This is a genomic window from Streptomyces sp. NPDC014656 (assembly GCF_043084305.1).
In the GTDB taxonomy this organism is placed as follows: domain Bacteria; phylum Actinomycetota; class Actinomycetes; order Streptomycetales; family Streptomycetaceae; genus Streptomyces.
Genome location: NZ_JBIBZN010000004.1, coordinates 175,244 through 197,141 on the forward strand (window position 1 = coordinate 175,244; position 21,898 = coordinate 197,141).

A 21,898-nucleotide genomic window follows, 5' to 3' on the forward strand; every position below is an offset into this window, starting at 1 on the left:
GTCAATGCGCGAAGCGCGCACCCGGGGCAGAAGCACGTAAACCCGGCACAATTCGTGTCCGTCCGCAGGCCATCGGCGGGCTTCCGCCGTCCCTCGGCACTGAGCGCAAACTACATCGACGGGCGAGATGAACCAAGAGTACGGACAGGACGACCGCTTCGAGACGGACGAGGACGAGGCGGAGGCGACCCGGCGTGACGCGGGCGACGCGGAGAGCAGCCGGGCCAGCCGGGGCTGGTGGGACCGGAACGCCGACGAGTACCAGAACGACCACGGCGCCTTCCTCGGCGACGACCGGTTCGTGTGGGGTCCGGAGGGCCTGGACGAGGCCGAGGCCGGACTGCTCGGGCCGGCGGAGGGGCTGAAGGGCCTCGACGTCCTGGAGATCGGGGCCGGCGCCGCGCAGTGCTCGCGCTGGCTGGCGGCGCGGGGGGCCCGGCCGGTGGCGCTCGACCTGTCGCACCGGCAGCTCCAGCACGCCCTGCGGATCGGCGGCGAGGTGCCGCTGGTGGAGGCGGACGCGGGGGCGCTGCCCTTCCGCGACGGCTCCTTCGACCTGGCGTGCTCGGCCTACGGCGCGGTGCCGTTCGTGGCCGATCCGGTGCGGGTCTTCCGCGAGGTGCGCCGGGTGCTGCGGCCCGGCGGGCGCTGGGTGTTCTCGGTGACGCACCCGATCCGCTGGGCGTTCCCGGACGAGCCGGGGCCGGAGGGCCTGTCGGTCTCCGCCTCCTACTTCGACCGCACGCCGTACGTCGAGCAGGACGCGGAGGGGCGGGCGGTGTACGTGGAGCACCACCGGACGCTGGGCGACCGGGTGCGGGACGTGGTGGCGGGCGGCTTCCGGCTGGTGGACCTGGTCGAGCCGGAGTGGCCGGCGTGGAACGGCCAGGAGTGGGGCGGCTGGTCCCCGCTGCGCGGGAACCTGATCCCGGGCACGGCGATCTTCGTGTGCGAGTGCGAGGACTGACGGAGTCCGACAGTCGTACTTATGGGCGGGCCTGTGGATAACCGGGCCCGCCTTTTTTCCTTCGCGTACGAGACTGAGTGCGTGATCCGAAACGACGTACTCGATCTGCTTCCCGTCCGGCATGCCGTTCCCGAGCTGCTGGCCGCGCTCGACGGGCGCGGCACGGCGGTGCTGCACGCGCCGCCCGGCACCGGCAAGACCACGCTGGTGCCGCTGGCCCTCGCGGGTCTCATAGGGGACGGGCCGGCGCGGCGGGTGCTGGTGGCGGAGCCGCGCCGGATGGCGGTGCGGGCGGCGGCCGGGCGGATGGCGTGGCTGCTGGGCGAGGAGGTCGGACGGACGGTCGGCTTCGCGGTGCGCGGGGAGCGGCGGGCCGGCCCCTCGACCCGGGTCGAGGTGGTGACGACGGGCCTCCTCCTGCAGCGGCTCCAGCGGGATCCGGAGCTGGCGGGGGTGGACGTGGTGCTGCTCGACGAGTGTCACGAGCGGCATCTGGACGCCGACACGGCCCTCGCGTTCCTGGTGGACGTACGGGCCGCGCTGCGGCCGGAGCTGGGGGTCGTCGCGGCTTCGGCGACCAGCGACGCGGAGGCGTGGGCGCGGCTGCTGACCGTGCAGGAGGGCGGCGGGCCGGCGCCGGTGGTGCGCAGCGAGGGCGAGGGGCACGGGTTCGCGGTGGTGCACGCGCCGCCGCCGTCGGGGATCCGGCCGGCACACGGCACCTGGGTGGATCCGGCACTGCTGCGCCACGTGGCGGCGACGGTGCGGGAGGCGCTGGCGCGGCACGAGGGCGATGTCCTCTGTTTCCTGCCCGGCACCGGGGAGATCGCGCGGACGGCGGGGCTCCTGGACGGGGTGGCCGCCGAGGTGCTCCAGCTGCACGGGCGGGCTCCGGCGGCGGTGCAGGACGCGGTGCTGCGCGGAGCGGGGCCCGGCGGGCGGCGGCGGGTGGTGCTGTCGACGTCGGTGGCCGAGTCGAGCCTCACGGTGCCCGGGGTGCGGGTGGTGGTGGACGCGGGGCTGGCCCGGGAGCCGCGGATGGACCACGCGCGCGGCCTGGGCTCGCTGGCGACGGTGCCGGTGTCGGCCGCGGCGGCGACGCAGCGGGCGGGGCGCTCGGGGCGTGAGGCGCCGGGGACGGTGTACCGGTGCTGGGCGGAGGCGGAGGAGAGCGGGCGGGCGCGGTTCCCGGCGCCGGAGATCCGGATCGCGGACCTGGCCGGCTTCGCGCTGCGGGCCGCCTGCTGGGGGGATCCGACGGCGGAGGGGCTGGCGCTGCTCGACGCGCCGCCGGCCGGGGCGCTGGCGGCGGCCCGTGCGGTGCTGACGGCGATCGGGGCGGTCGACGGGGCCGGGAAGGCGACCGGGCGGGGGGTGCGGATGGCGCGGCTCGGGGTGCACCCGCGGCTCGGGCGGGCGCTGCTCGACGGGGCGGCCGCGGTGGGGGCGCGGCGTGCGGCCGAGGTGGTGGCCCTGCTGAGCGAGGAGCCGCCCCGGGAGTACGGGGACGATCTGGCGGCGGCCTGGCGCGAGGCCCGCCGGGGCGGGGACGCGTACGGGGCGCGGTGGAGGGCGGAGGTGCGGCGGCTGGAGCGGGCGGTGGCCTCGGACAGAGGGGAGGACGGGGGCCGGGGGCAGGGTGCCGGGGGCCGGGACGGGGACGACGCGGTGGCGGGGGTGGTGACGGCGCTGGCGTTTCCGGAGCGGGTGGCGCGGGCTCGGGAGCAGGGCGGGCACCTGATGGTGTCGGGCGGCGGGGCGCGGCTCGCGGAGGGCTCGGGGCTGCGGTCGGCGCCGTGGCTGGCGGTCGCGGTGGCGGACCGGACGGCCCGGGACGCGACGGCGCGGGTGCGGCTGGCCGCGGTGGTGGACGAGGCCGTGGCGCGGAGGGCGGCGGGGCATCTGTTCCGGGCGGGTGAGGAGGTCTGCTGGGAGGACGGCGACGTGGTCGCGCGGTCCGTGGAGCGGCTGGGGGCGGTGGAGCTGACCGTCCGGCCGCTGGGCGCGGGGGCCGATCCGGCGCTGGTGCGGGAGGCGCTGCTCGACGGCCTGCGGAGAGAGGGGACGGGGCTGCTGCGGTGGGGGCGGGAGGCGGTGGAGCTGCGGGAGCGGCTCGCGTTCCTGCACGGGGCGGTCGGCGGGGCGTGGCCGGACGTGGCGGAGGAGGCGCTGGTGGAGCGGGCCGGGGAGTGGCTGGAGCCGGAGCTGTCGCGGGCGAGGCGGCGGGCCGATCTGGGGCGGATCGACGCCGGGCAGGCGCTGCGGCGGCTGCTGCCGTGGGCCTCGGGCGAGGCGGGGCGGCTGGACGAGCTGGCGCCGGAGCGGATCGAGGTGCCGAGCGGTTCGCGGATCCGGGTGGCGTACGGGGAGGGACGGCCGGTGCTGGCGGTGAAGCTCCAGGAGTTGTTCGGCCTCGCCGAGACGCCGCGGGTGGCGGGGGTGCCGGTGCTGGTGCACCTGCTCTCCCCCGCCGGGCGGCCGGCGGCCGTGACCGCCGATCTGGCGTCGTTCTGGCGGGACGGCTACCGGGCGGTGCGGGCGGAGCTGCGGGGGCGGTACCCGAAGCACCCGTGGCCGGAGGATCCCACCGCCGCGGCGGCGACCCGGCACACGAGCGCGCGGCTCAGACGGGAGGGGTGACCGGCTCGGCAGCGGCCTTCGGGGCGGTCGCGGGGGCGGGGCGGCGGGAGCGGTGCTCCAGCCAGAGCGCGAGGGCGAGGAGGGCGAGGGCGAGGAGGGCGAAGGTCCAGGGCAGCCGGGAGACGAGGAGGAGGACGGTGGTGCGGTTGGCGGAGACCAGCTCGACGGTGTCGGCGACGTAGTCCTCGCGCATCTTCACGTGGCCGGAGAAGACGGTGAGGGTGTCGGTGCCCATCAGGGCCTTGGCGCCGCGGAGCTCCTCCTTGTGGATCTCCTCGCCGTTGACGGGGGCGCCGGTGACGGGCTCGACCCAGAACATCCGCTTCGTGGTGTACCAGCGGGTGAGGCCGGTGCTCGCGATGACCTCGGGGGTGATGCCCTCGACGGGCATGGTCTTGGGCATGGGGACCTGGGTCCAGGGGATGGTCTGCTCGTAGTAGTAGACCTCCAGGCCGCGGAAGGTACGGGTGCCCGCGTAGTGGATGGGGGACGAGGTGCGGGTCTGGGCGTCGAAGTAGAGGTAGTCGCGCTTCTCGGTGAGGAAGGGCCATTTGAACTCGATGCCCTCGCGCTTGACCGGGTCGCCGTCGACCATCTCCCCGGGCACGTTCACGGGGTCCTGGCTGTGGGCGTCGAACACGTACCGCTCGGGGATCTTGGACACCATCTTGCCGTCGGGCCCCATGACGTAGGAGAGGCCGTCCCAGACGACGACGTCGCGGTCGGTGCCGGCCTCGATCCGCTTCGACTCCTCCACGTTGCCCTTGAGGGTCTGGACGATGGTGATCTTCTCGACCTCGCGGGACTTGAGGGTGCCGTAGTCGAGGAGGGTGGCGGGGCGGGCCTCCAGGACCACCTCCTGGTACTGGTTCGGCGGGACCTTGGCCAGCCGGGGGAAGGCGTACCAGCGCAGGGTGGGGGCCATGGCGGCGAAGAGTACGGCGAAGGAGAGGAGGACGAGGCTGGCTCGGCGGCGCACGGGGGCTCCCTACTTCTTGGGGCCGGGGTCGGCGGTGAGCAGGGGTCTGGGCGAGGTGGGGCCGTCGGGCGGCAGATCGACCAGGGAGACGAGCAGGACGAAGAGCAGGACGGGCACAAGTCCGATCGCGGCGGCGACGAGGGCGCGCATGTCGGCCTCCCGGCAGGTTATCTGATGGGTCGTCAGGGAGGGGGCACCGTAGCAACGCGGTCGTGAGATGAGAACAGCTCGCGGTGGGGCGAACCGAAACGCGCGCCGCCCCCGGCGTCCCGGGAAGGGGACGGCGGGGGCGGCGCGGAGGAAGGAGGCGCGGGTCAGGCGGAGGGCGACGGGCTCGTGGACGGCGAGGCCGAGGCGGTCCCGGAGCCGGTCGGGGCCGACGGGGAGTCGGACTCGGTCGGCGCCGGGTCGGTGGTCGGCGCCGGGTCGGTGGTCGGGTCCGGGGACGCGGGCGGCGTGGTGGCCGGCGCGGTGACGGTGAGCGCCAGCTTCACGGTGCCGCCGCCGGGCGCGGTGAGCAGGAGGACGTAGGAGCCGGCCTTCTCGCCCGCGACGAGGTCCTTGATCGACAGGCGGCCGTTCGCGTCGGTCTTCAGGACCTTGGTGCGGACGGGGTTGCCCGCGGCGTCCTTGCCGAAGGACGGGCCGTCGGCGCTCTGCTGGTCGGAGCCCTCCGAGTCGGTGACGACCGCGGTGACGGTCACACCGGGGGCGAGCGCGCCGTCGAGGCGGCCCTCGACGGTGACCTCGGCGTAGGCGGCGCCGGTCACGGCGGTCAGGGCGGCGGTGCCGACGCGGGCGAGCGCGTCGGCCTTGCGGACCTCGACGGTGGCCTTCAGCTCGGCGGCCGGCAGGGAGCGGCCGGAGACGGTGGCGCGGATGGTGAAGGGCTCGGCCTTCACGCCGGCGCGCAGGGCGGGGGCCTTGGCGACGCCCCGCGCGTCCGAGGTGACGGTGACCGTGGTGGCGCCGGCGGGGAAGCGGGCGTCGGTGGTGGCGGGGAGCACGAAGCGGACGGTGACGCCGGCGACCGGGCGGCCGGAGGCGTCCACGGCGGTGACGGTCGCGGCCTGGGCGAAGGTGCTCTCGGTGACCGCGGTCAGCACCGCCGTACCGGCCTTGAGGCGGGCGACCCTGAGGGTCGGCGGGACCTCGACGGGCGTGGCGACCGGCGGCCGGGTCGGGTCGGTGGTCGGCGGCTTCGTCGTCTCCGACGGCTTGGTCGTCTCCGACGGCTTCGGCGGCGTGGTCGGGGCCTGGTCGGTGGGCTTCGGCGACGGCCTGTCCGGCGTCGGGGTGGTGCCCGGGGTCGGCGAGCCGGGCACCGCCGGGCGCACGGACCTGTCGGGGCCGGGCCGGTCGCTGCGGTCGACCGGGAGCGCGCCCGTGCCGTCCGGGACGGTGTGGGTGCCGCGACCGTAGTACTCGAACCAGGTGAGGACGGTGTTCAGGTACTCCGTGGAGCGGTTGTAGCTGAGGATCGCCCGGTCGAGGTCGGCCTTGACGGCCAGGTTCCGGCCGCCGGCGCACAGGTACATGCCCGCGGCCTGGGCGGCGTCGTAGATGTTGTTGGGGTCCTTCTTCCCGTCGCCGTTGGCGTCCTGGCCCCAGACGGCCCAGGTGGACGGGATGAACTGCATGGGGCCGACGGCGCGGTCGTGGGTGGTGTCGCCGTCGAAGGCACCGCGGTCGGTGTCCTGGATGAGGGCGAAGCCGTTGCCGTCGAGGGCCGGGCCGAGGATCGGGGAGAGGGTGGTGCCGTTGCCGTCGACGCGGCCGCCGCGGGCCTGCCCGGACTCGACCTTGCCTATGCCGGCGAGGAGTTGCCACGGCAGGTTGCAGGAGGGGTCGGAGGCGCGGACCGACGCCTCGGCGCGCCGGTAGGCGGCGAGGACGGTCGCGGGTATGCCGGCCTCGGCGGGGCCGGTGACGATCGGCACCTGGGGCGCGGTGGGCGCCACCCCGGGAGCGTTCGGGGTGTTCAGGGGCGGCAGGTCGGTGTAGTACGGCGAGTCACCGGTCGCCGAGCCGCCGTCCCCGCCGCCGGGCGGGGTCGTGGCCCCGCCGGCGCCGATGGCCCGGTCGCCGCCGAGGTTGTCGGTCGGCGGCGGGAGCGCCCCCGGGCCCTGCGAGGCGGCCAGCGCCGCGACCGCGGCGGCCACGATGGCCCCGCTCGTGGCTCCCCTGCGCAGACGGCGGCCGAATTGCGCTGCCATACCGGTGCTCCCTCCCCAATCGACTGCGGCCGCGCGCTCCCCGCACGTGGCCTCAGGCGACCCTATGCGATGTCCGTATCACAGGACACCACGGCCTGACCGTGTTTCACGCTTTCGTCACTCCTTGACCTCCCGGCGGCCGGACACGGAGGTCCGCACTCCGGAGCCGGGACGGTTTCCGGGAACCGTCCCGGCGGTGCGGTGCCTCTTGCACTCGGGCCGATCATCCGTACGACCGGGAGGTTCCTTCCGTGCCCTTCACCCTGAGTCACGCCGCCGCCGTCCTGCCGGGGCTGCGGCGGGACGGCACCGCGCGCGGCCCGTTCGTCGCCTCGGCCCTCGTGGCCGGCAGCTTCTCCCCCGACCTCACCTACTTCGCGGCGACGGCGGTGCCCGGGGCGATGGAGTTCGGGGACGTCACCCACTCCCCCGCCGGGCTCGTCACCGTCGACGTGCTCATCGCGGCCGCCCTGGTGGGACTGTGGCTGACGGTCCGCGAGCCGCTGGTCGGGCTGCTGCCCGGGCGGTGGCGCGGCCGGGTGTACGGGGTGGTGCGCGGCCGGCCGTGGCGGGAGCGGCGGCCGGCCGGGCTCGTGGCGTGGTTCGCCGTCTCCGCGGCGCTCGGCGCGACCACCCACGTCGTCTGGGACACCTTCACGCACCTCGACCGCTGGGGGACGCGGGCGGTCCCGTTCCTGGCGGAGGTGGTGGGCGGCTTCCCGGTCTACCAGTACGCGCAGTACGGCGGTTCGGCGCTGGCGCTCGGCCTGCTCGGCTGGTTCACGGCCCGGGCGCTGCGGTCGGTGCCGGCCGGGGCGGAGGTGCCCGCCTCGGTGCGGGTGCCGGGCCGGCGGGAGCGGCGGGCGGCGCTGGCCCTGATCGGGGCGTGCGTGGCGGCCGGGATCGCGCACCGGGTGCTGCGCTGGGCGGCGTACTGGGGCTGGGGCCGGATCGAGACCCCGCTCGACATCATCCCGACCGCCTGTTTCGGGGCGGGCGCGGGGCTCGCCGCGGGGCTGCTGCTGTACGGGACGGCTGCCCGGCTGCGAGGACGGGGGCCGGCGCCCGCTCCGGCCCCGGCCCCGGCCCCGGCTCCGGCCTCGGCTCCAGCTCCGGCCTCGGCCCCTGCTCCCGGTCGCCGTCCCGGGAAGGTCATGGAAGGGGAGCCGGGCGGCCGTACGGCGCGTTCCCGTCCGGGCGCTCGCTGATGTCCGCCGCCGGGGTCCGGCCGCGAACGGGGACGGCGACGGCGGAGTCGTAGGGGCGGGTGTCACCGAGCCGGCGGCGCAGGCTCCGGGCCGGGGCCGTGGACGGCGGCGGCGACCGTGCTCTCCCGGCCGTCCAGCGCGGCGGCGGGCTCCGGATCGCGGGCGAGGTGCGGGGGGCGGGTGTCCTTCGGGCCTCGGCGGGCAGGGCGGTGCCCGCCCCGAGCAGGACGCCGAGGAGGGTCCCGACGCGCAGCCGGGAGCGGCGGATCGTGGTCGTGCCCCCGGTCCCGGGAGCGCTCCCGCCGCGCGCCGCCGCCGGAGTGCGCCACCTGGCGCACACGCCGGTGGCCGCACCCCGCGAGGGGGGTGCGGCCACCGGTGGGCGGGTGCCGGGTCAGTGCGCGGCCGAGTCCCAGTCCGGGCCGACGCCGACGGAGACGTCGAGCGGGGCGCGGAGTTCGGCGGCGGCGGACATCTGCTCGCGGACCAGGGCCTCGACCCGCTCGCGCTCGCCGGGGGCGATCTCCAGGACGATTTCGTCGTGGACCTGGAGGAGCATCCGGGAGGCGAGGCCGGCCTCGGTGAGCGCCTGGTCGACCTTGAGCATGGCGATCTTGACGATGTCGGCGGCGGTGCCCTGGATCGGGGCGTTGAGCGCCATCCGCTCGGCGGCCTCGCGGCGCTGGCGGTTGTCGCTGTTGAGGTCCGGCAGGTAGCGGCGGCGGCCGAGCATGGTCTCGGTGTAGCCGGTGGCGCGGGCCTCGTCGACGACCCGGCGCAGGTAGTCCCGCACCCCGCCGAAGCGCTCGAAGTAGGTGTCCATCAGGCCGCGGGCCTCGCCCGGGTCGATGTTCAGCTGCTGCGCGAGGCCGAAGGCGGAGAGGCCGTAGGCGAGGCCGTACGACATGGCCTTGATCTTGCGGCGCATCTCGGCGTCGACGGCGGACCGCTCGACGCCGAAGACCTGGGAGGCGACGGTGGTGTGCAGGTCCTCGCCGGAGGTGAAGGCCTCGATGAGGCCCTCGTCCTCGGAGAGGTGGGCCATGACGCGCAGTTCGATCTGGCTGTAGTCGGCGGTCATGAGGGACTCGAAGCCCTCGCCGACGACGAAGCCGTGCCGGATGGCGCGGCCCTCGTCCGTCCGCACCGGCACGTTCTGCAGGTTGGGGTCGGTGGAGGAGAGGCGGCCGGTGGCGGCGACGGTCTGGCTGAAGGTGGTGTGGATCCGGCCGTCGGCGGCGACGGTCTTGATCAGGCCCTCGACGGTGGAGCGGAGCCGGGCCTGCTCGCGGTGGCGGAGCATGATCACCGGCAGCTCGTGCTCGGTCTGGCCGGCCAGCCAGGCGAGCGCGTCGGCGTCGGTGGTGTAGCCGGTCTTGGTCTTCTTGGTCTTCGGGAGGTTCAGCTCGCCGAAGAAGACCTCCTGGAGCTGCTTGGGCGAGCCGAGGTTGAACTCGTGGCCGACGGAGGCGTGGGCCTCCTTGACGGCCTGCTGCACCGCGCCGGCGAACTGCTGCTCCATCGCCTCCAGGTGCTCGCGGTCGGCGGCGATGCCGTGCCGCTCCAGGCGGGCCAGGAGGACGGAGGTGGGCAGCTCCACGTCGTACAGCAGGTCGCGGGCGCCGACCTCGTCGAGCCGGGACTCGAAGGCGGCCCCCAGGTCGAGGACGGCGCGGGCCTGGGTCATCAGGGCTTCGGCCTCGGCGTGGTCCTCGGCGCCGAAGGCGAGCTGGCCCTCGGTGGCGGCGGCGGGCGCCAGCTCGCGGCCGAGGTACTCCAGGGAGAGGGCGTCCAGGGCGAAGGAGCGGCGGCCCGGCTTGACCAGGTAGGCGGCGAGCGCGGTGTCCATGGTGACGCCCGCGACGCTCCAGCCGTGCTCGGGGAAGACCCGCATCGCGCCCTTGGCGTTGTGCAGGACCTTGGGGCGGTCCGGGTCGGCGATCCAGGCGGCCCAGGCCCGCTCGTCGGCCTCGTCCAGCTCGCTGGGGTCGAACCAGGCGGCCTCGCCGCCGGCGCCGGCCAGGGCGATCTCGGAGACGCTGCCGGTGCCCAGGCCCCAGCTGTCGAGGGTGGCGACGCCGAGGGTCCCGGTGCCGTGCTCGGCCAGCCAGGGGGCGAGCTCGCCGGCGCCGAGGACGGTGAAGTCGAGCTCGACGCCGGGGGCGGGCTCGGCCTCCTCGGCGGAGCCGGGGTCGACGGCGAGGAGCCGCTCGCGCAGCGAGGGGTTGCGGATCTCCAGGGTGTCGAGGAGCAGGGCGACGGCCTTGCGGTCGTACGGCTCGCGGGCGAGGTCGGTGACGGTCTTCGGCAGCTCGACGTCCCGGACCATCTCGGTGAGGACCCGGTTGAGCTTGACGGACTCCAGGTGGTCCCGGAAGTTCTGCCCGGCCTTGCCCTTGACCTCGTCGGCGCGCTCGACCAGCTCGGCGAAGGAGCCGAACTGGGTGATCCACTTGGCGGCGGTCTTCTCGCCGACGCCGGGGATGCCGGGGAGGTTGTCGGACGGGTCGCCGCGCAGGGCGGCGAAGTCGGGGTACTGGGAGGGGCTGAGGCCGTACTTCTCCTGGACCTTCTCCGGGGTGAAGCGGGTCAGCTCGGAGACGCCCTTGGTGGGGTAGAGCACGGTGGTGCGGTCGGTGACCAGCTGGAAGGAGTCCCGGTCGCCGGTGACGATGAGGACCTCGAAGCCCGCGGCCTCGGCCTGGGTGGCGAGGGTGGCGATGATGTCGTCGGCCTCGAAGCCGTCGACGGCGAACCGCGGCGCGTGCATGGCGTCGAGGAGCTCGCCGATCAGCTCGACCTGGCCCTTGAACTCGTCGGGGGTCTTGGAGCGGTTCGCCTTGTACTCGGGGAACTCCTGCGCGCGCCAGGTCTTGCGGGACACGTCGAAGGCGACGGCGAAGTGCGTGGGCGCCTCGTCGCGCAGGGTGTTCGCCAGCATCGACGCGAAGCCGTAGATCGCGTTCGTCGGCTGCCCGGTCACGGTGGTGAAGTTCTCCACGGGCAGTGCGTAGAACGCCCGGTACGCGAGCGAGTGCCCGTCCATGAGGAGCAGGCGGGGGCGGGTGTCTGCGGGGTTCTTCGATGCTGTCTCGGCCACGGGACGATCCTGCCACGGGCCGCCGACAATCCCCTCCACACCGGCCGGGGTGCCGGGCTGTCGGCGCCGCGTGACAGGATCGGAGACGTACGCCACAGGATTACCGCTCAAGGGAGAGCGCGATGGTCAGCAAGCCGCCGGCCGGCGACCCGGTCCAGGACGCACCGCAGGTCACGCCGCCGCAGCACGCCGCCGCGGGCCTGCCCGCCATCGGGCACACGCTCCGGATCGCCCGGGAGCAGATGGGGACCGTGCGCACCGCGCGGACGCTGCTCAAGGTCAACCAGAAGGACGGCTTCGACTGTCCCGGCTGCGCCTGGCCGGAGGGCGACCAGCGGCACGTGGCGGAGTTCTGCGAGAACGGCGCGAAGGCGGTCGCCGAGGAGGCGACGCTGCGGCGGGTGACTCCGGAGTTCTTCGCCGCGCACCCGGTGGCGGAGCTGGCGGAGCGGAGCGGGTACTGGCTGGGGCAGCAGGGCCGGATCACCGAGCCGGTGTACCTGCCGGAGGGCGCGGACCGGTACGAGCCGGTGACCTGGGAGCGGGCCTTCGCGATCCTGGCGGAGGAGCTGACCGCGCTCTCCTCCCCCGACGAGGCGCTCTTCTACACCTCGGGCCGGACCAGCAACGAGGCCGCGTTCCTGCTCCAGCTCTTCGCGCGCGAGTTCGGCACCAACAACCTGCCGGACTGCTCGAACATGTGCCACGAGTCCTCGGGCTCGGCGCTGACCGAGACGATCGGCATCGGCAAGGGCAGCGTCTCCCTGGAGGACCTGCACCGGGCGGACCTGATCATCGTGGCGGGGCAGAACCCGGGGACGAACCATCCGCGGATGCTGTCGGCGCTGGAGAGGGCGAAGGCGGCCGGGGCGCGGATCATCTCCGTGAACCCGCTGCCGGAGGCCGGTCTGGAGCGGTTCAAGAACCCGCAGACCCCGCAGGGCATGCTGAAGGGGACGGCGCTGACCGATCTCTTCCTCCAGATCCGGATCGGCGGCGACCAGGCCCTCTTCCGGCTGCTCAACAAGCTGGTCCTCGACGCGCCGGGGGCGGTCGACGAGGAGTTCGTGCGGGAGCACACCCACGGCTTCGAGGAGTTCCGGGCGGCGGCCGGGGAGGCCGACTGGGAGGAGACCCTGGCGGCGACCGGGCTCTCCCGCGCGGAGATCGAGCGGGCCCTGGAGATGGTGCTGGCCTCGGAGCGGACGATCGTCTGCTGGGCGATGGGCCTGACCCAGCACAAGCACTCCGTGCCGACCATCCGCGAGGTGGTCAACCTGCTGCTGCTCCGGGGGAACATCGGGCGGCCGGGCGCGGGCGTCTGCCCGGTGCGCGGGCATTCGAACGTGCAGGGCGACCGGACGATGGGCATCTTCGAGCGCCCGGCCCCGGCCTTCCTGGACGCGCTGGACGAGGAGTTCGGGATCGTCTCGCCGCGCCACCACGGCTTCGACGTGGTGCGCTCCATCCAGGCGCTGCGGGACGGCGAGGCGAAGGTCTTCTTCGCGATGGGCGGCAACTTCGTCGGCGCGACGCCGGACACCGGGGTCACCGAGGCGGCGATGCGCAACGCCCGGCTGACCGTGCACGTGTCGACGAAGCTGAACCGCTCGCACGCGGTGACGGGCAGGCGGGCCCTGATCCTGCCGACGCTGGGCCGCACGGACAAGGACGTGCAGAGGAGCGGGCGGCAGTTCGTCACGGTCGAGGACTCGATGGGCCAGGTGCACGCCTCGCGGGGCAACCTGCCGCCGGCGAGCCCGCACCTGCTGTCCGAGCCGGCGATCGTGGCGCGGATGGCGCGGGCGGTGCTCGGCGAGGCGTCGCGGACGCCGTGGGAGGAGTTCGAGGCGGACTACGCGGCGGTGCGGGACCGGATCGCCCGCGTGGTGCCCGGCTTCGAGGACTTCAACGCGCGGCTGGCGGCGGACCCGGCCGGCTTCGCGCTGCCGCACGCGCCGCGGGACGAGCGCCGCTTCCCGACGAAGACGGGCAAGGCCAACTTCACGGCGGCGCCGGTGGAGTACCCGCGGGTGCCGGAGGGGCGGCTGCTCCTCCAGACGCTCCGCTCGCACGACCAGTACAACACCACGATCTACGGCCTGGACGACCGCTACCGGGGCATCCGGGGCGGCCGCCGGGTGGTCATGGTGCACCCGGAGGACGCGGCGCGGCTGGGGCTCGCCGACGGGTCCTACGCGGACCTGGTGAGCGAGTGGACGGACGGCAGCGAGCGGCGGGCGCCCGGTTTCCGGGTGGTGCACTACCCGACGGCCCGGGGCTGCGCGGCGGCCTACTACCCGGAGACGAACGTGCTGGTCCCGCTGGAGTCGACGGCCGACATCAGCAACACCCCCGCGAGCAAGTCCGTCGTCGTGCGTCTGGAAGAATCGCCGCAGCCGTCCGCCTAAGCGCTTGCTCAGCGAGCGGGGCGGCGGGACGATCAGCCGTACGAAGACGAACGGAGCCGGGCCATGGGTGAGCAGCAGCACGTGAAGTTCCCGCAGGAGGTCATCGACGAGTACGCCGCGCTCGGCGTGGATCTGCCGGCGCTCTTCTCGGCGGGACACCTGGGGAACCGGATGGGCGTCCAGATCCTGGAGGCGTCGGCCGAGCGGGTCGTCGGCACCATGCCGGTGGAGGGCAACACCCAGCCGTACGGGCTGCTGCACGGCGGCGCCTCGGCGGTGCTGGCGGAGACCCTGGGCTCGGTGGGCTCGATGCTGCACGGCGGCTCGTCGAAGATCGCCGTGGGCGTGGACCTGAACTGCACCCATCACCGGGGGGCGCGCAGCGGTCTGGTGACCGGCGTGGCGACCCCGGTGCACCGGGGCCGGTCCACGGCGACGTACGAGATCGTCATCAGCGACGAGGAGGGGCGCCGGGTCTGCTCGGCGCGGCTGACCTGCATGCTGCGGGAGGTCGGCCCCCTCGCGGCGGTGGAGGCGCCGAAGGCGGGGCGGGCCGACGGCGCCTGATCCGGAGCGAGTTCGACCGGTTTCCCGGAGGGGGCGGCACGCGGAGGCGTACCGCCCCCTTCGGCGCGTCCGGGCCCGGGTCCGGCGGGCCGACCGCGAAGGCCGCCGTGCGGACGGTCACCGTGCGCGCCCCAACTGCCGCTCCCGCATGTCGTTTTCACGCCAGCCCCTCCCAACTCACGGGCCTCGGAGGTACGTTCGAAAGTGGTGGATTCCAGCCGCCCGGGAGGCCGTCCGCACGGGCCCCGGCAGGCCGCTTTCCGTCACGCTCCGTAGCGATCACTCGGGGGTGCGGACCGGAGGCCGGGGCTTGACATCCGTCCGCTCAGTTCGGGCGCCCTGTCCGATATCCGGAGAGTCGCCGAAGTTCCTCGTCAGTACCAAGATTCCCTCAAGCCCCTTAGCGGAACTGCGCGTTCTCACTATGTGAACACCGTGTTACAGAGCATTATGACCGGATTTACCCGGACCTCTCAGCCCCGCTCGAGCCGTCGGCATAACAAGACAGTCACATCCTTCCCCCGGCGCTCCCCGACCCTCCCCACCTGCGCTTAGAGTCACCGCCAGTCACCGCGCCACTCGGCGCGACCTACTGCACGGCCTCGTATCAGCACTCAGTACGGCCCGGCATTCACCAACGGCACCTCTTGCTCCGCAGCTTCACGGCACCGCCTCGGCAGAGGGGGCCGCGCCAGGGAAAGGACCCTTCGTGCGAAACCGTTCGTTGCTCATACTCACCACCGCGGTCACCGCGGGAGCACTCACTCTCACCGCCTGCGGTTCGCGCGACGACAAGGGTGGTGACAGCTCGGGCGAGGGCGGCGGCGTCACCGTCACCATCGGTCTGGACGCCCCGCTCACCGGTGAGCTCTCGGCCCTCGGCCTCGGCATCAAGAACTCCGCCGACCTCGCGGTCAAGACGGCCAACAAGAAGCAGTACGTCAAGGGCGTGACCTTCAAGCTGGAGACCCTGGACGACCAGGCCCAGCCGTCCGCCGGCCAGCAGAACGCCACCAAGCTGGTCGCCGACAAGACCGTCCTCGGCGTGGTCGGCCCGCTGAACTCCGGCGTCGCCGAGTCCATGCAGAAGGTCTTCGACGACGCGAAGCTGGTGCAGGTCTCCCCGGCCAACACCAACCCGTCGCTTTCCCAGGGCCCGAACTGGGCCACCGGCGACAAGAAGCGCGGCTACAAGTCGTACTTCCGCACCGCCACCACGGACGCGATCCAGGGCCCCTTCGCGGCCCAGTACGTCTTCAACGACGCCAAGAAGACCAAGGCGTTCATCATCGACGACAAGAAGACCTACGGCGCCGGCCTCGCGGGCACCTTCAAGGGCGAGTGGGAGAAGCTCGGCGGCAAGACCGTCGGCACCCAGCACATCGACCCGGACACCAAGGACTTCTCCGCGGTCGCCACCCAGGTCAAGAACTCCGGCGCGGACGTCGTCTACTACGGTGGCGAGTACCCGGCCGCCGGCCCGCTGGCCAAGCAGATCAAGGAGGCCGGCGCCAAGGTCACCGTCGTCGGCGGTGACGCGCTCTTCAGCCCCGAGTACGTCAAGCTGGCGGGTGCCGCCGCGGCCGAGGGCGACATCGCCACCTCCGTCGGCGCCCCGATCGAGTCCCTGGCCTCCGCCAAGGAGTTCCTGGCCAACTACAAGGCCGAGAACTACAAGGAGGCCTTCGAGGCCTACGGCGGCTACTCCTACGACTCGACCTGGTCGATCATCGAGGCCGTCAAGAAGGTCGTCGACGGCAACGGCGGCAAGCTGCCCGACGACGCCCGCGCCAAGGTCGTCGAGGCCCTGCAGGGCGTCTCCTTCGAGGGCGTGACCGGCTCGGTCGCCTTCGACGAGTTCGGTGACACCACCAACAAGCAGCTCACCGTCTACCAGGTCAAGGGCGGCGCCTTCGCCCCGGTCAAGTCCGGCACCTTCGGCGAGTGACCGAGCACTCCGGCAGCTGATCCTCAGCTCCACCCCAACTCAGCACCACCATTTCACCGCGCGGGGGGCCGCACACACCAGGCACCCCGCGCGGTGTCATATCCGTCGAAAGTCTCGGAGGACAATGCGGTGAACGAACTGCCGCAGCAGCTGGTCAACGGCCTGCTACTGGGATCCATGTACGGGCTGGTCGCCGTCGGCTACACGATGGTCTACGGCATCGTCCAGCTCATCAACTTCGCCCACGGCGAGATCTTCATGACCGGCGGCTTCGGGGCCCTGACGGTCTGGCTCATCCTGCCCGGCGGCACCAGCATGTGGGTGGCCCTGCCGCTCATGATCATCGGTGCCGTGATCGTCGCGACGACCATAGCCGTCGGAGCGGAACGGTTCGCCTACCGTCCGCTCCGGGGCGGCCCGCGTCTCGCCCCGCTCATCACGGCCATCGGCCTGTCGCTCGCCCTGCAGTACGCCGTCTGGGTCTGGTACCCGGAGGCGAAGTCCGCGCGCACCTTCCCGCAGATCCCCGGCGGCCCGATCGAACTCGGCCCGGTCACCATCCAGACCGGTGACGTCTTCCTGGTGATCGCGGCCCCCGTCTGCATGGCCTTCCTCGCCTTCTTCGTCATGCGCACCCGCACCGGGCGCGGCATGCAGGCCACGGCGCAGGACCCGGACACCGCGAAGCTCATGGGCGTCAACACCGACCGCATCATCGTGATCGCGTTCGCCCTCGGCGCCGTCTTCGCCGCCGTCGGTGCCGTCGCGTACGGCCTCAAGTACGGCGTCGTCGACTACAAGATGGGCTTCCTCCTCGGACTCAAGGCGTTCACCGCCGCCGTCCTCGGCGGCATCGGCAACATCTACGGCGCCATGATCGGCGGCCTCGTCCTCGGCGTCGCCGAGACCATGGCCACCGCCTACGTCGACCAGATCCCCGGTATGGAGCAGCTCGGCGGCCAGTCCTGGGCCAACGTCTGGGCCTTCGTACTCCTCATCGTCGTCCTCCTCGCCAGGCCCCAGGGTCTGCTCGGCGAGCGCGTCGCGGACAGGGCGTGAGCACCATGACCACCATCTCCGAGAACCCCCAGGCACCCGCCACCGACGAGGCCGTGAAGACCGCCGACCGCGGCCTGATCGGCGTCCTGCCGGAGCGCGCCGCCCGCGCCGTCGTCCTCGGCGGCTCCGTCCTGACGGTCGCGAGCTGCTTCCTCTCCTGGACCTGGGACTCCGACTTCCCGGGCGACCTCACCGTCTACGGCTACCCGGCCGGACTCCAGCTCCAGGTCCTGCTGCTGGGCGTCCTGACCGCCCTCTTCGCCCTCTCCTCGTACGGCGTCAAGGGCCTCGGCTGGCTGACGCCGGCCGGCGCCGACGGCGCGGTCAAGTTCGGCGCGCTGGCCTCCTTCGGCACCGCCTGGTTCACCGTCATCGCGATCAGCGTCGAACTCGGCGGGCTCGTCAACCTGGAGCCCGGCGGCTTCGTCCTCGCGGTGGCCACCCTGGTCACCCTGCTGGCCGCCCTGGACCTGCCCTTCAAGCGTCCGACCGTGCTGCCGGTCGACCCGGAGGACACCTTCTGGGACCAGCAGAAGCACCAGCGGCGCAACAAGTGGGCCTACATCAAGGCCGCCTTCGCCGCCCCGCACGCGGTGCGGAAGCTCCCGGCGCTGCCGAACGCCGTCGAGATCCTGATCATCGCGGTCGTCCTCGGCCTGGCCCTGAGCGTCTTCACCTACGGCATCGGCACCGAGTACGACGAGCTCTTCCTCGGCTTCCTGATCACGGCCGGCCTCGGCTTCGCCGCGATCGGCGCCTCGGGTCTGCTCAAGCAGGTCACGCAGCTCACCGCGAAGCACCAGAACCTCACGATCGCGGGCGCGTTCATCGCCGCGGCGCTGTTCCCCTTCACCCAGACCGACGACCAGTACGCGACGCTCGGCGTCTACATCCTGATCTTCGCCACGGTCGCCCTGGGCCTGAACATCGTCGTCGGCCTCGCCGGTCTGCTCGACCTCGGCTACGTCGCCTTCCTCGGCGTCGGCGCCTACGCGGCGGCCCTCGTCTCGGGCGCCCCGACCTCGCCGTTCGGCGTGCACTTCCCCTTCTGGGCGGCGATCCTCGTCGGCGCCGCGGCCTCCGTGGTCTTCGGCGTCCTGATCGGCGCGCCGACCCTGCGGCTGCGCGGCGACTACCTCGCCATCGTGACGCTCGGCTTCGGTGAGATCTTCCGCATCACGGTGATGAACACCGACGGCACCTCGGGCCCGGACATCACCAACGGCTCGAACGGCATCGCGTCCATCCCGAACCTGAACTTCTTCGGGTTCGACTTCGGCCAGCCGCACACCATCGCCGGCTTCACCATCGGCCGCTTCGCCAACTACTTCTTCCTGATGCTGCTGATCACGGCGGTCGTCGTGCTGGTCTTCCGGCGCTCCGGCGACTCCCGCATCGGCCGCGCCTGGGTGGCGATCCGCGAGGACGAGACCGCCGCGCTCGCGATGGGCATCAACGGCTTCCGGGTGAAGCTGATCGCCTTCGCGCTCGGCGCCGGTCTGGCCGGTCTGGCCGGTACGGTGCAGGCCCACGTCACCTACACGGTGACCCCGGAGCAGTACCTCTTCGCCGGTCCGATCCCGCCCAACTCCGCCTTCCTGCTCGCGGCCGTCGTCCTCGGCGGCATGGGCACGATGAGCGGTCCGCTGGTCGGCGCGGCCCTGCTCTTCCTCATCCCGAACAAGCTCCAGTTCATGGGCGAGTACCAGCTCTTCGCCTTCGGCGTCGCGCTCGTGCTGATCATGCGCTTCCGCCCGGAGGGCATCGTGGCCGACAAGCGCCGTCAGCTGGAGTTCCACGAGCACGACGAGCAGCCGGCGCCCGCCGCGCCGTCCGCCAAGGCAGGTGCCTGAACCATGACGACGACCACCACCAAGGCCGACGCCACCGCGGAGCCGGCCGCCCGCGAGACCGTGCTGGACGCGCGCGGGGTCACCATGCGCTTCGGCGGCCTGACCGCCGTGCGCGATGTGAACCTCACCGTCAACAGCGGCGAGATCGTCGGTCTGATCGGCCCCAACGGCGCCGGCAAGACGACCTTCTTCAACTGCCTGACCGGTCTGTACGTGCCCACCGAGGGCGAGGTCCGCTACAAGGGCCAGGTCCTGCCGCCGAAGTCCTTCAAGGTCACCGCGGCCGGCATCGCCCGTACCTTCCAGAACATCCGTCTCTTCAACAACATGACGGTCCTGGAGAACGTGCTCGTCGGCCGGCACACCCGCACCAAGGAGGGCCTCTGGTCCGCCCTGCTGCGCGGCCCGGGCTTCAAGCGGGCCGAGGCGGCCTCCGAGAAGCGGGCGATGGAGCTCCTGGAGTTCGTCGGGCTCGCCGCGAAGGCGCAGCACCTCTCCAAGAACCTGCCGTACGGCGAGCAGCGCAAGCTGGAGATCGCCCGCGCGCTCGCCAGCGACCCGGGCCTGATCCTGCTGGACGAGCCGACCGCCGGCATGAACCCGCAGGAGACCCGGGCGGCCGAGGAACTCATCTTCGCCATCCGGGACATGGGCATCGCCGTGCTCGTCATCGAGCACGACATGCGCTTCATCTTCAACCTGTGCGACCGGGTCGCCGTGCTCGTGCAGGGCCAGAAGCTGATCGAGGGCGACAGCCAGACCGTCCAGAGCGACGAGCGGGTCATCGCCGCGTACCTCGGCGAGCCGATCGACGAGACTCCGAAGGCCGATTCCCCGAAGGCCGAGGCCCCGGCGGACGAGGCCCCGGCGGACGAGGCTCCGGCGGACGAGGCTCCGGCGGAGACCGAGGCCCCGGCTCCGGCCGAAGACGAGGACGAGGCCCCGGCTCCGGCCGAGGACGCCTCCGGCGCGGACGACGAGACGCCCGACGAGGCTCCGGTGGCCGACGGGACCCCGGCCGAGGACGACACCCCGGCGGACGCGGCGAAGACCGCGAAGGACGCCGCTCCGGGCAAGGAGAACGACGCATGACCGCACTGCTCGAAGTCGAGGACCTGCGCGTCGCCTACGGAAAGATCGAGGCCGTCAAGGGCATCTCCTTCTCCGTGGAGGCGGGCGAGGTCGTCACCCTCATCGGCACCAACGGCGCCGGGAAGACCACCACCCTGCGGACCCTCTCCGGGCTCCTCAAGCCGGTCGGCGGGCAGATCAAGTTCGAGGGCAAGTCCCTCCGCAAGATCCCCGCGCACAAGATCGTCTCGCTGGGCCTGGCCCACTCCCCCGAGGGCCGGCACATCTTCCCGCGCATGACCATCGAGGAGAACCTCCTCCTCGGCGCCTTCCTCCGGAAGGACACGGCCGGCATCGCCAAGGACGTGCAGCGCGCCTACGACCTCTTCCCGATCCTGGGCGAGCGTCGCAAGCAGGCGGCCGGCACGCTCTCCGGCGGTGAGCAGCAGATGCTCGCCATGGGCCGGGCGCTGATGTCCCAGCCCAAGCTGCTGATGCTCGACGAGCCCTCCATGGGCCTCTCGCCGATCATGATGCAGAAGATCATGGCGACCATCGCCGAGCTGAAGGCCCAGGGCACCACGATCCTGCTCGTCGAGCAGAACGCCCAGGCCGCGCTCGCGCTGGCGGACCACGGTCACGTGATGGAGATCGGCAAGATCGTGCTCTCGGGCACGGGCCGGGACCTCCTGCACGACGAGTCGGTGCGCAAGGCGTACCTCGGCGAGGACTGACACCCCCGTACGGGAACGAGGAGGCCCGCCCCGCGTCGCGCGGGGCGGGCCTCCTCGTCGTGCGCGGGGGCCTGGGGCTACTGCCCCTTCGCGGCCTTCTTCTCCTCGGCGTCCTCGATGACGGCCTCGGCGACCTGCTGCATGGACATGCGGCGGTCCATGGAGGTCTTCTGGATCCAGCGGAAGGCGGCCGGCTCGGAGAGGCCGTACTGGGTCTGGAGGACCGACTTGGCGCGGTCGACCAGCTTGCGGGTCTCCAGGCGCTGGCTGAGGTCGGCGACCTCCTGCTCCAGGGCGCGCAGCTCGGCGAAGCGGGAGACGGCCATCTCGATGGCGGGGACGACGTCGCTCTTGCTGAAGGGCTTGACCAGGTAGGCCATGGCGCCGGCGTCGCGGGCCCGCTCGACGAGGTCGCGCTGGGAGAAGGCGGTGAGCATGAGGACCGGGGCGATGGACTCGCCGGCGATCTTCTCGGCGGCGGAGATGCCGTCGAGGACGGGCATCTTCACGTCCAGGATGACCAGGTCGGGGCGGTGCTCGCGGGCCAGCTCGACGGCGGTGGCTCCGTCTCCCGCCTCGCCGACGACCGTGTAGCCCTCCTCCTCCAGCATCTCCTTGAGGTCGAGGCGGATCAGCGCCTCGTCCTCGGCGATGACGACGCGGGTGGTCAGCGGCGGGACGTGGGACGATTCGACGTCGTCGGCGGGCTGGGGCGACTCGGGGGCAGTCACGCGGGCTCCTCGTTCGATGGCCTCGTTCCGAGGCGGATACAGCTCCCCATGAGCCTACCCACCTCCTGTAAGGTAGGGGCACGGCGGGTGATCATCGGCCTTTGTTTCAAAGGAAGCCCCGGTAGCCCAGCGGTAGAGGCAGTGGTCTCAAACACCATCCAGCGTGGGTTCGAATCCCACCCGGGGCACATTACCTTCGATTCCTAGGAATGAGACCTTCAGGCGTTCCGCTCCAGGAGACGGCCGAGGGCTCCCCCAGCACACCTCCCTCGCGGTCCGGTACGGGACGTACGCGGGGCACGGACAGGGCCCGGGCCTCCTTCGCGCCGGGAGGGGTCGGTTCGTGCGCTTCGGGGGCCGGTCGAGGATCCCCTTCGGGCGCGGCGGGGCGCAGGTGCGGACCTTGGAGGGCGA

At 72.9% G+C, this 21,898-nt stretch carries 15 protein-coding genes and 1 tRNA gene; 11 read left to right on the forward strand and 5 right to left on the reverse strand.

All coding sequences use genetic code 11. The features are described from left to right. The first annotated feature begins 127 nt into the window (after positions 1 to 127). Positions 128 to 967 carry a class I SAM-dependent methyltransferase gene (locus ACF1ED_RS11520; protein ID WP_391759063.1) on the forward strand — a complete coding sequence of 280 codons (840 nt, stop codon included), beginning with the start codon at positions 128 to 130 and terminating at the stop codon, positions 965 to 967. A gap of 81 nt (positions 968 to 1,048) precedes the next feature. Beyond that, positions 1,049 to 3,607 carry an ATP-dependent helicase HrpB gene (gene hrpB / locus ACF1ED_RS11525; RefSeq protein ID WP_391759065.1) on the forward strand — a complete coding sequence of 853 codons (2,559 nt, stop codon included), beginning with the start codon at positions 1,049 to 1,051 and terminating at the stop codon, positions 3,605 to 3,607. Here the strand turns inward: hrpB and ACF1ED_RS11530 are convergent. The 3 genes from ACF1ED_RS11530 to ACF1ED_RS11540 all read right to left on the reverse strand — a co-directional run bounded on the left by ACF1ED_RS11530 (position 3,591) and on the right by ACF1ED_RS11540 (position 6,802). After that, entirely contained in the window at positions 3,591 to 4,586 is a 996-nt protein-coding gene (locus ACF1ED_RS11530) for a DUF3068 domain-containing protein (RefSeq protein WP_391759067.1), read from the reverse strand. The genes hrpB and ACF1ED_RS11530 overlap by 17 nt on opposite strands. Before the next feature lie 9 nt (positions 4,587 to 4,595). Then, positions 4,596 to 4,736, reverse strand: coding sequence for an SPW_0924 family protein (locus ACF1ED_RS11535; protein ID WP_107063131.1), 141 nt, complete (start codon positions 4,734 to 4,736; stop codon positions 4,596 to 4,598). A 164-nt stretch (positions 4,737 to 4,900) separates the two neighbouring features. Next, complete coding sequence (locus tag ACF1ED_RS11540) at positions 4,901 to 6,802, reverse strand: lytic murein transglycosylase (protein ID WP_391759069.1); 1,902 nt, start codon at positions 6,800 to 6,802, stop codon at positions 4,901 to 4,903. A 251-nt stretch (positions 6,803 to 7,053) separates the two neighbouring features. Between ACF1ED_RS11540 and ACF1ED_RS11545 the strand changes: the two genes are divergently transcribed. Then, positions 7,054 to 8,010 carry a DUF4184 family protein gene (locus tag ACF1ED_RS11545; RefSeq protein ID WP_391759071.1) on the forward strand — a complete coding sequence of 319 codons (957 nt, stop codon included), beginning with the start codon at positions 7,054 to 7,056 and terminating at the stop codon, positions 8,008 to 8,010. 394 nt (positions 8,011 to 8,404) lie between these two features. On the opposite strand, the gene polA is transcribed toward ACF1ED_RS11545, so the two are convergent. Then, positions 8,405 to 11,110 carry a DNA polymerase I gene (gene polA, locus ACF1ED_RS11550; protein WP_391759073.1) on the reverse strand — a complete coding sequence of 902 codons (2,706 nt, stop codon included), beginning with the start codon at positions 11,108 to 11,110 and terminating at the stop codon, positions 8,405 to 8,407. Positions 11,111 to 11,232: 122 nt separating this feature from the next. Here polA and ACF1ED_RS11555 point away from each other — a divergent pair, with 122 nt between their 5' ends. The 7 genes from ACF1ED_RS11555 to ACF1ED_RS11585 all read left to right on the forward strand — a co-directional run bounded on the left by ACF1ED_RS11555 (position 11,233) and on the right by ACF1ED_RS11585 (position 20,753). Beyond that, the gene (locus tag ACF1ED_RS11555; RefSeq protein ID WP_391759075.1) at positions 11,233 to 13,521 is read left to right on the forward strand and encodes an FdhF/YdeP family oxidoreductase; all 2,289 of its coding nucleotides are present in this window, start codon (positions 11,233 to 11,235) and stop codon (positions 13,519 to 13,521) included. Positions 13,522 to 13,584: 63 nt separating this feature from the next. Continuing rightward, on the forward strand, positions 13,585 to 14,088 hold the full coding sequence (locus ACF1ED_RS11560; protein ID WP_391759077.1) for a hotdog fold thioesterase: 504 nt from the start codon (positions 13,585 to 13,587) through the stop codon (positions 14,086 to 14,088). Between the two features lie 709 nt (positions 14,089 to 14,797). Further along, positions 14,798 to 16,036 carry a branched-chain amino acid ABC transporter substrate-binding protein gene (locus tag ACF1ED_RS11565; protein WP_351841190.1) on the forward strand — a complete coding sequence of 413 codons (1,239 nt, stop codon included), beginning with the start codon at positions 14,798 to 14,800 and terminating at the stop codon, positions 16,034 to 16,036. A gap of 129 nt (positions 16,037 to 16,165) precedes the next feature. Then, complete coding sequence (locus tag ACF1ED_RS11570; protein WP_391759080.1) at positions 16,166 to 17,095, forward strand: branched-chain amino acid ABC transporter permease; 930 nt, start codon at positions 16,166 to 16,168, stop codon at positions 17,093 to 17,095. Positions 17,096 to 17,100: 5 nt separating this feature from the next. After that, positions 17,101 to 18,948: a branched-chain amino acid ABC transporter permease gene (locus ACF1ED_RS11575; RefSeq protein ID WP_391759082.1), complete on the forward strand. Its 1,848-nt coding sequence runs from the start codon at positions 17,101 to 17,103 to the stop codon at positions 18,946 to 18,948. A gap of 3 nt (positions 18,949 to 18,951) precedes the next feature. After that, positions 18,952 to 20,040, forward strand: a complete 1,089-nt coding sequence (locus ACF1ED_RS11580; protein ID WP_391759084.1) for an ABC transporter ATP-binding protein — start codon at positions 18,952 to 18,954, stop codon at positions 20,038 to 20,040. After that, a complete protein-coding gene (locus ACF1ED_RS11585) occupies positions 20,037 to 20,753 on the forward strand; it encodes an ABC transporter ATP-binding protein (RefSeq protein ID WP_391759085.1) in 717 nt (238 codons plus the stop codon). Before ACF1ED_RS11580 ends, ACF1ED_RS11585 begins: the two co-directional genes overlap by 4 nt. 77 nt (positions 20,754 to 20,830) lie before the next feature. On the opposite strand, the gene ACF1ED_RS11590 is transcribed toward ACF1ED_RS11585, so the two are convergent. After that, positions 20,831 to 21,484: an ANTAR domain-containing response regulator gene (locus ACF1ED_RS11590; protein ID WP_391759087.1), complete on the reverse strand. Its 654-nt coding sequence runs from the start codon at positions 21,482 to 21,484 to the stop codon at positions 20,831 to 20,833. Positions 21,485 to 21,599: 115 nt separating this feature from the next. On the opposite strand from ACF1ED_RS11590, the gene ACF1ED_RS11595 reads away from it, so the two are divergent. Next, positions 21,600 to 21,672: transfer RNA gene (locus tag ACF1ED_RS11595), tRNA-Leu, on the forward strand. Positions 21,673 to 21,898: the final 226 nt, after the last annotated feature.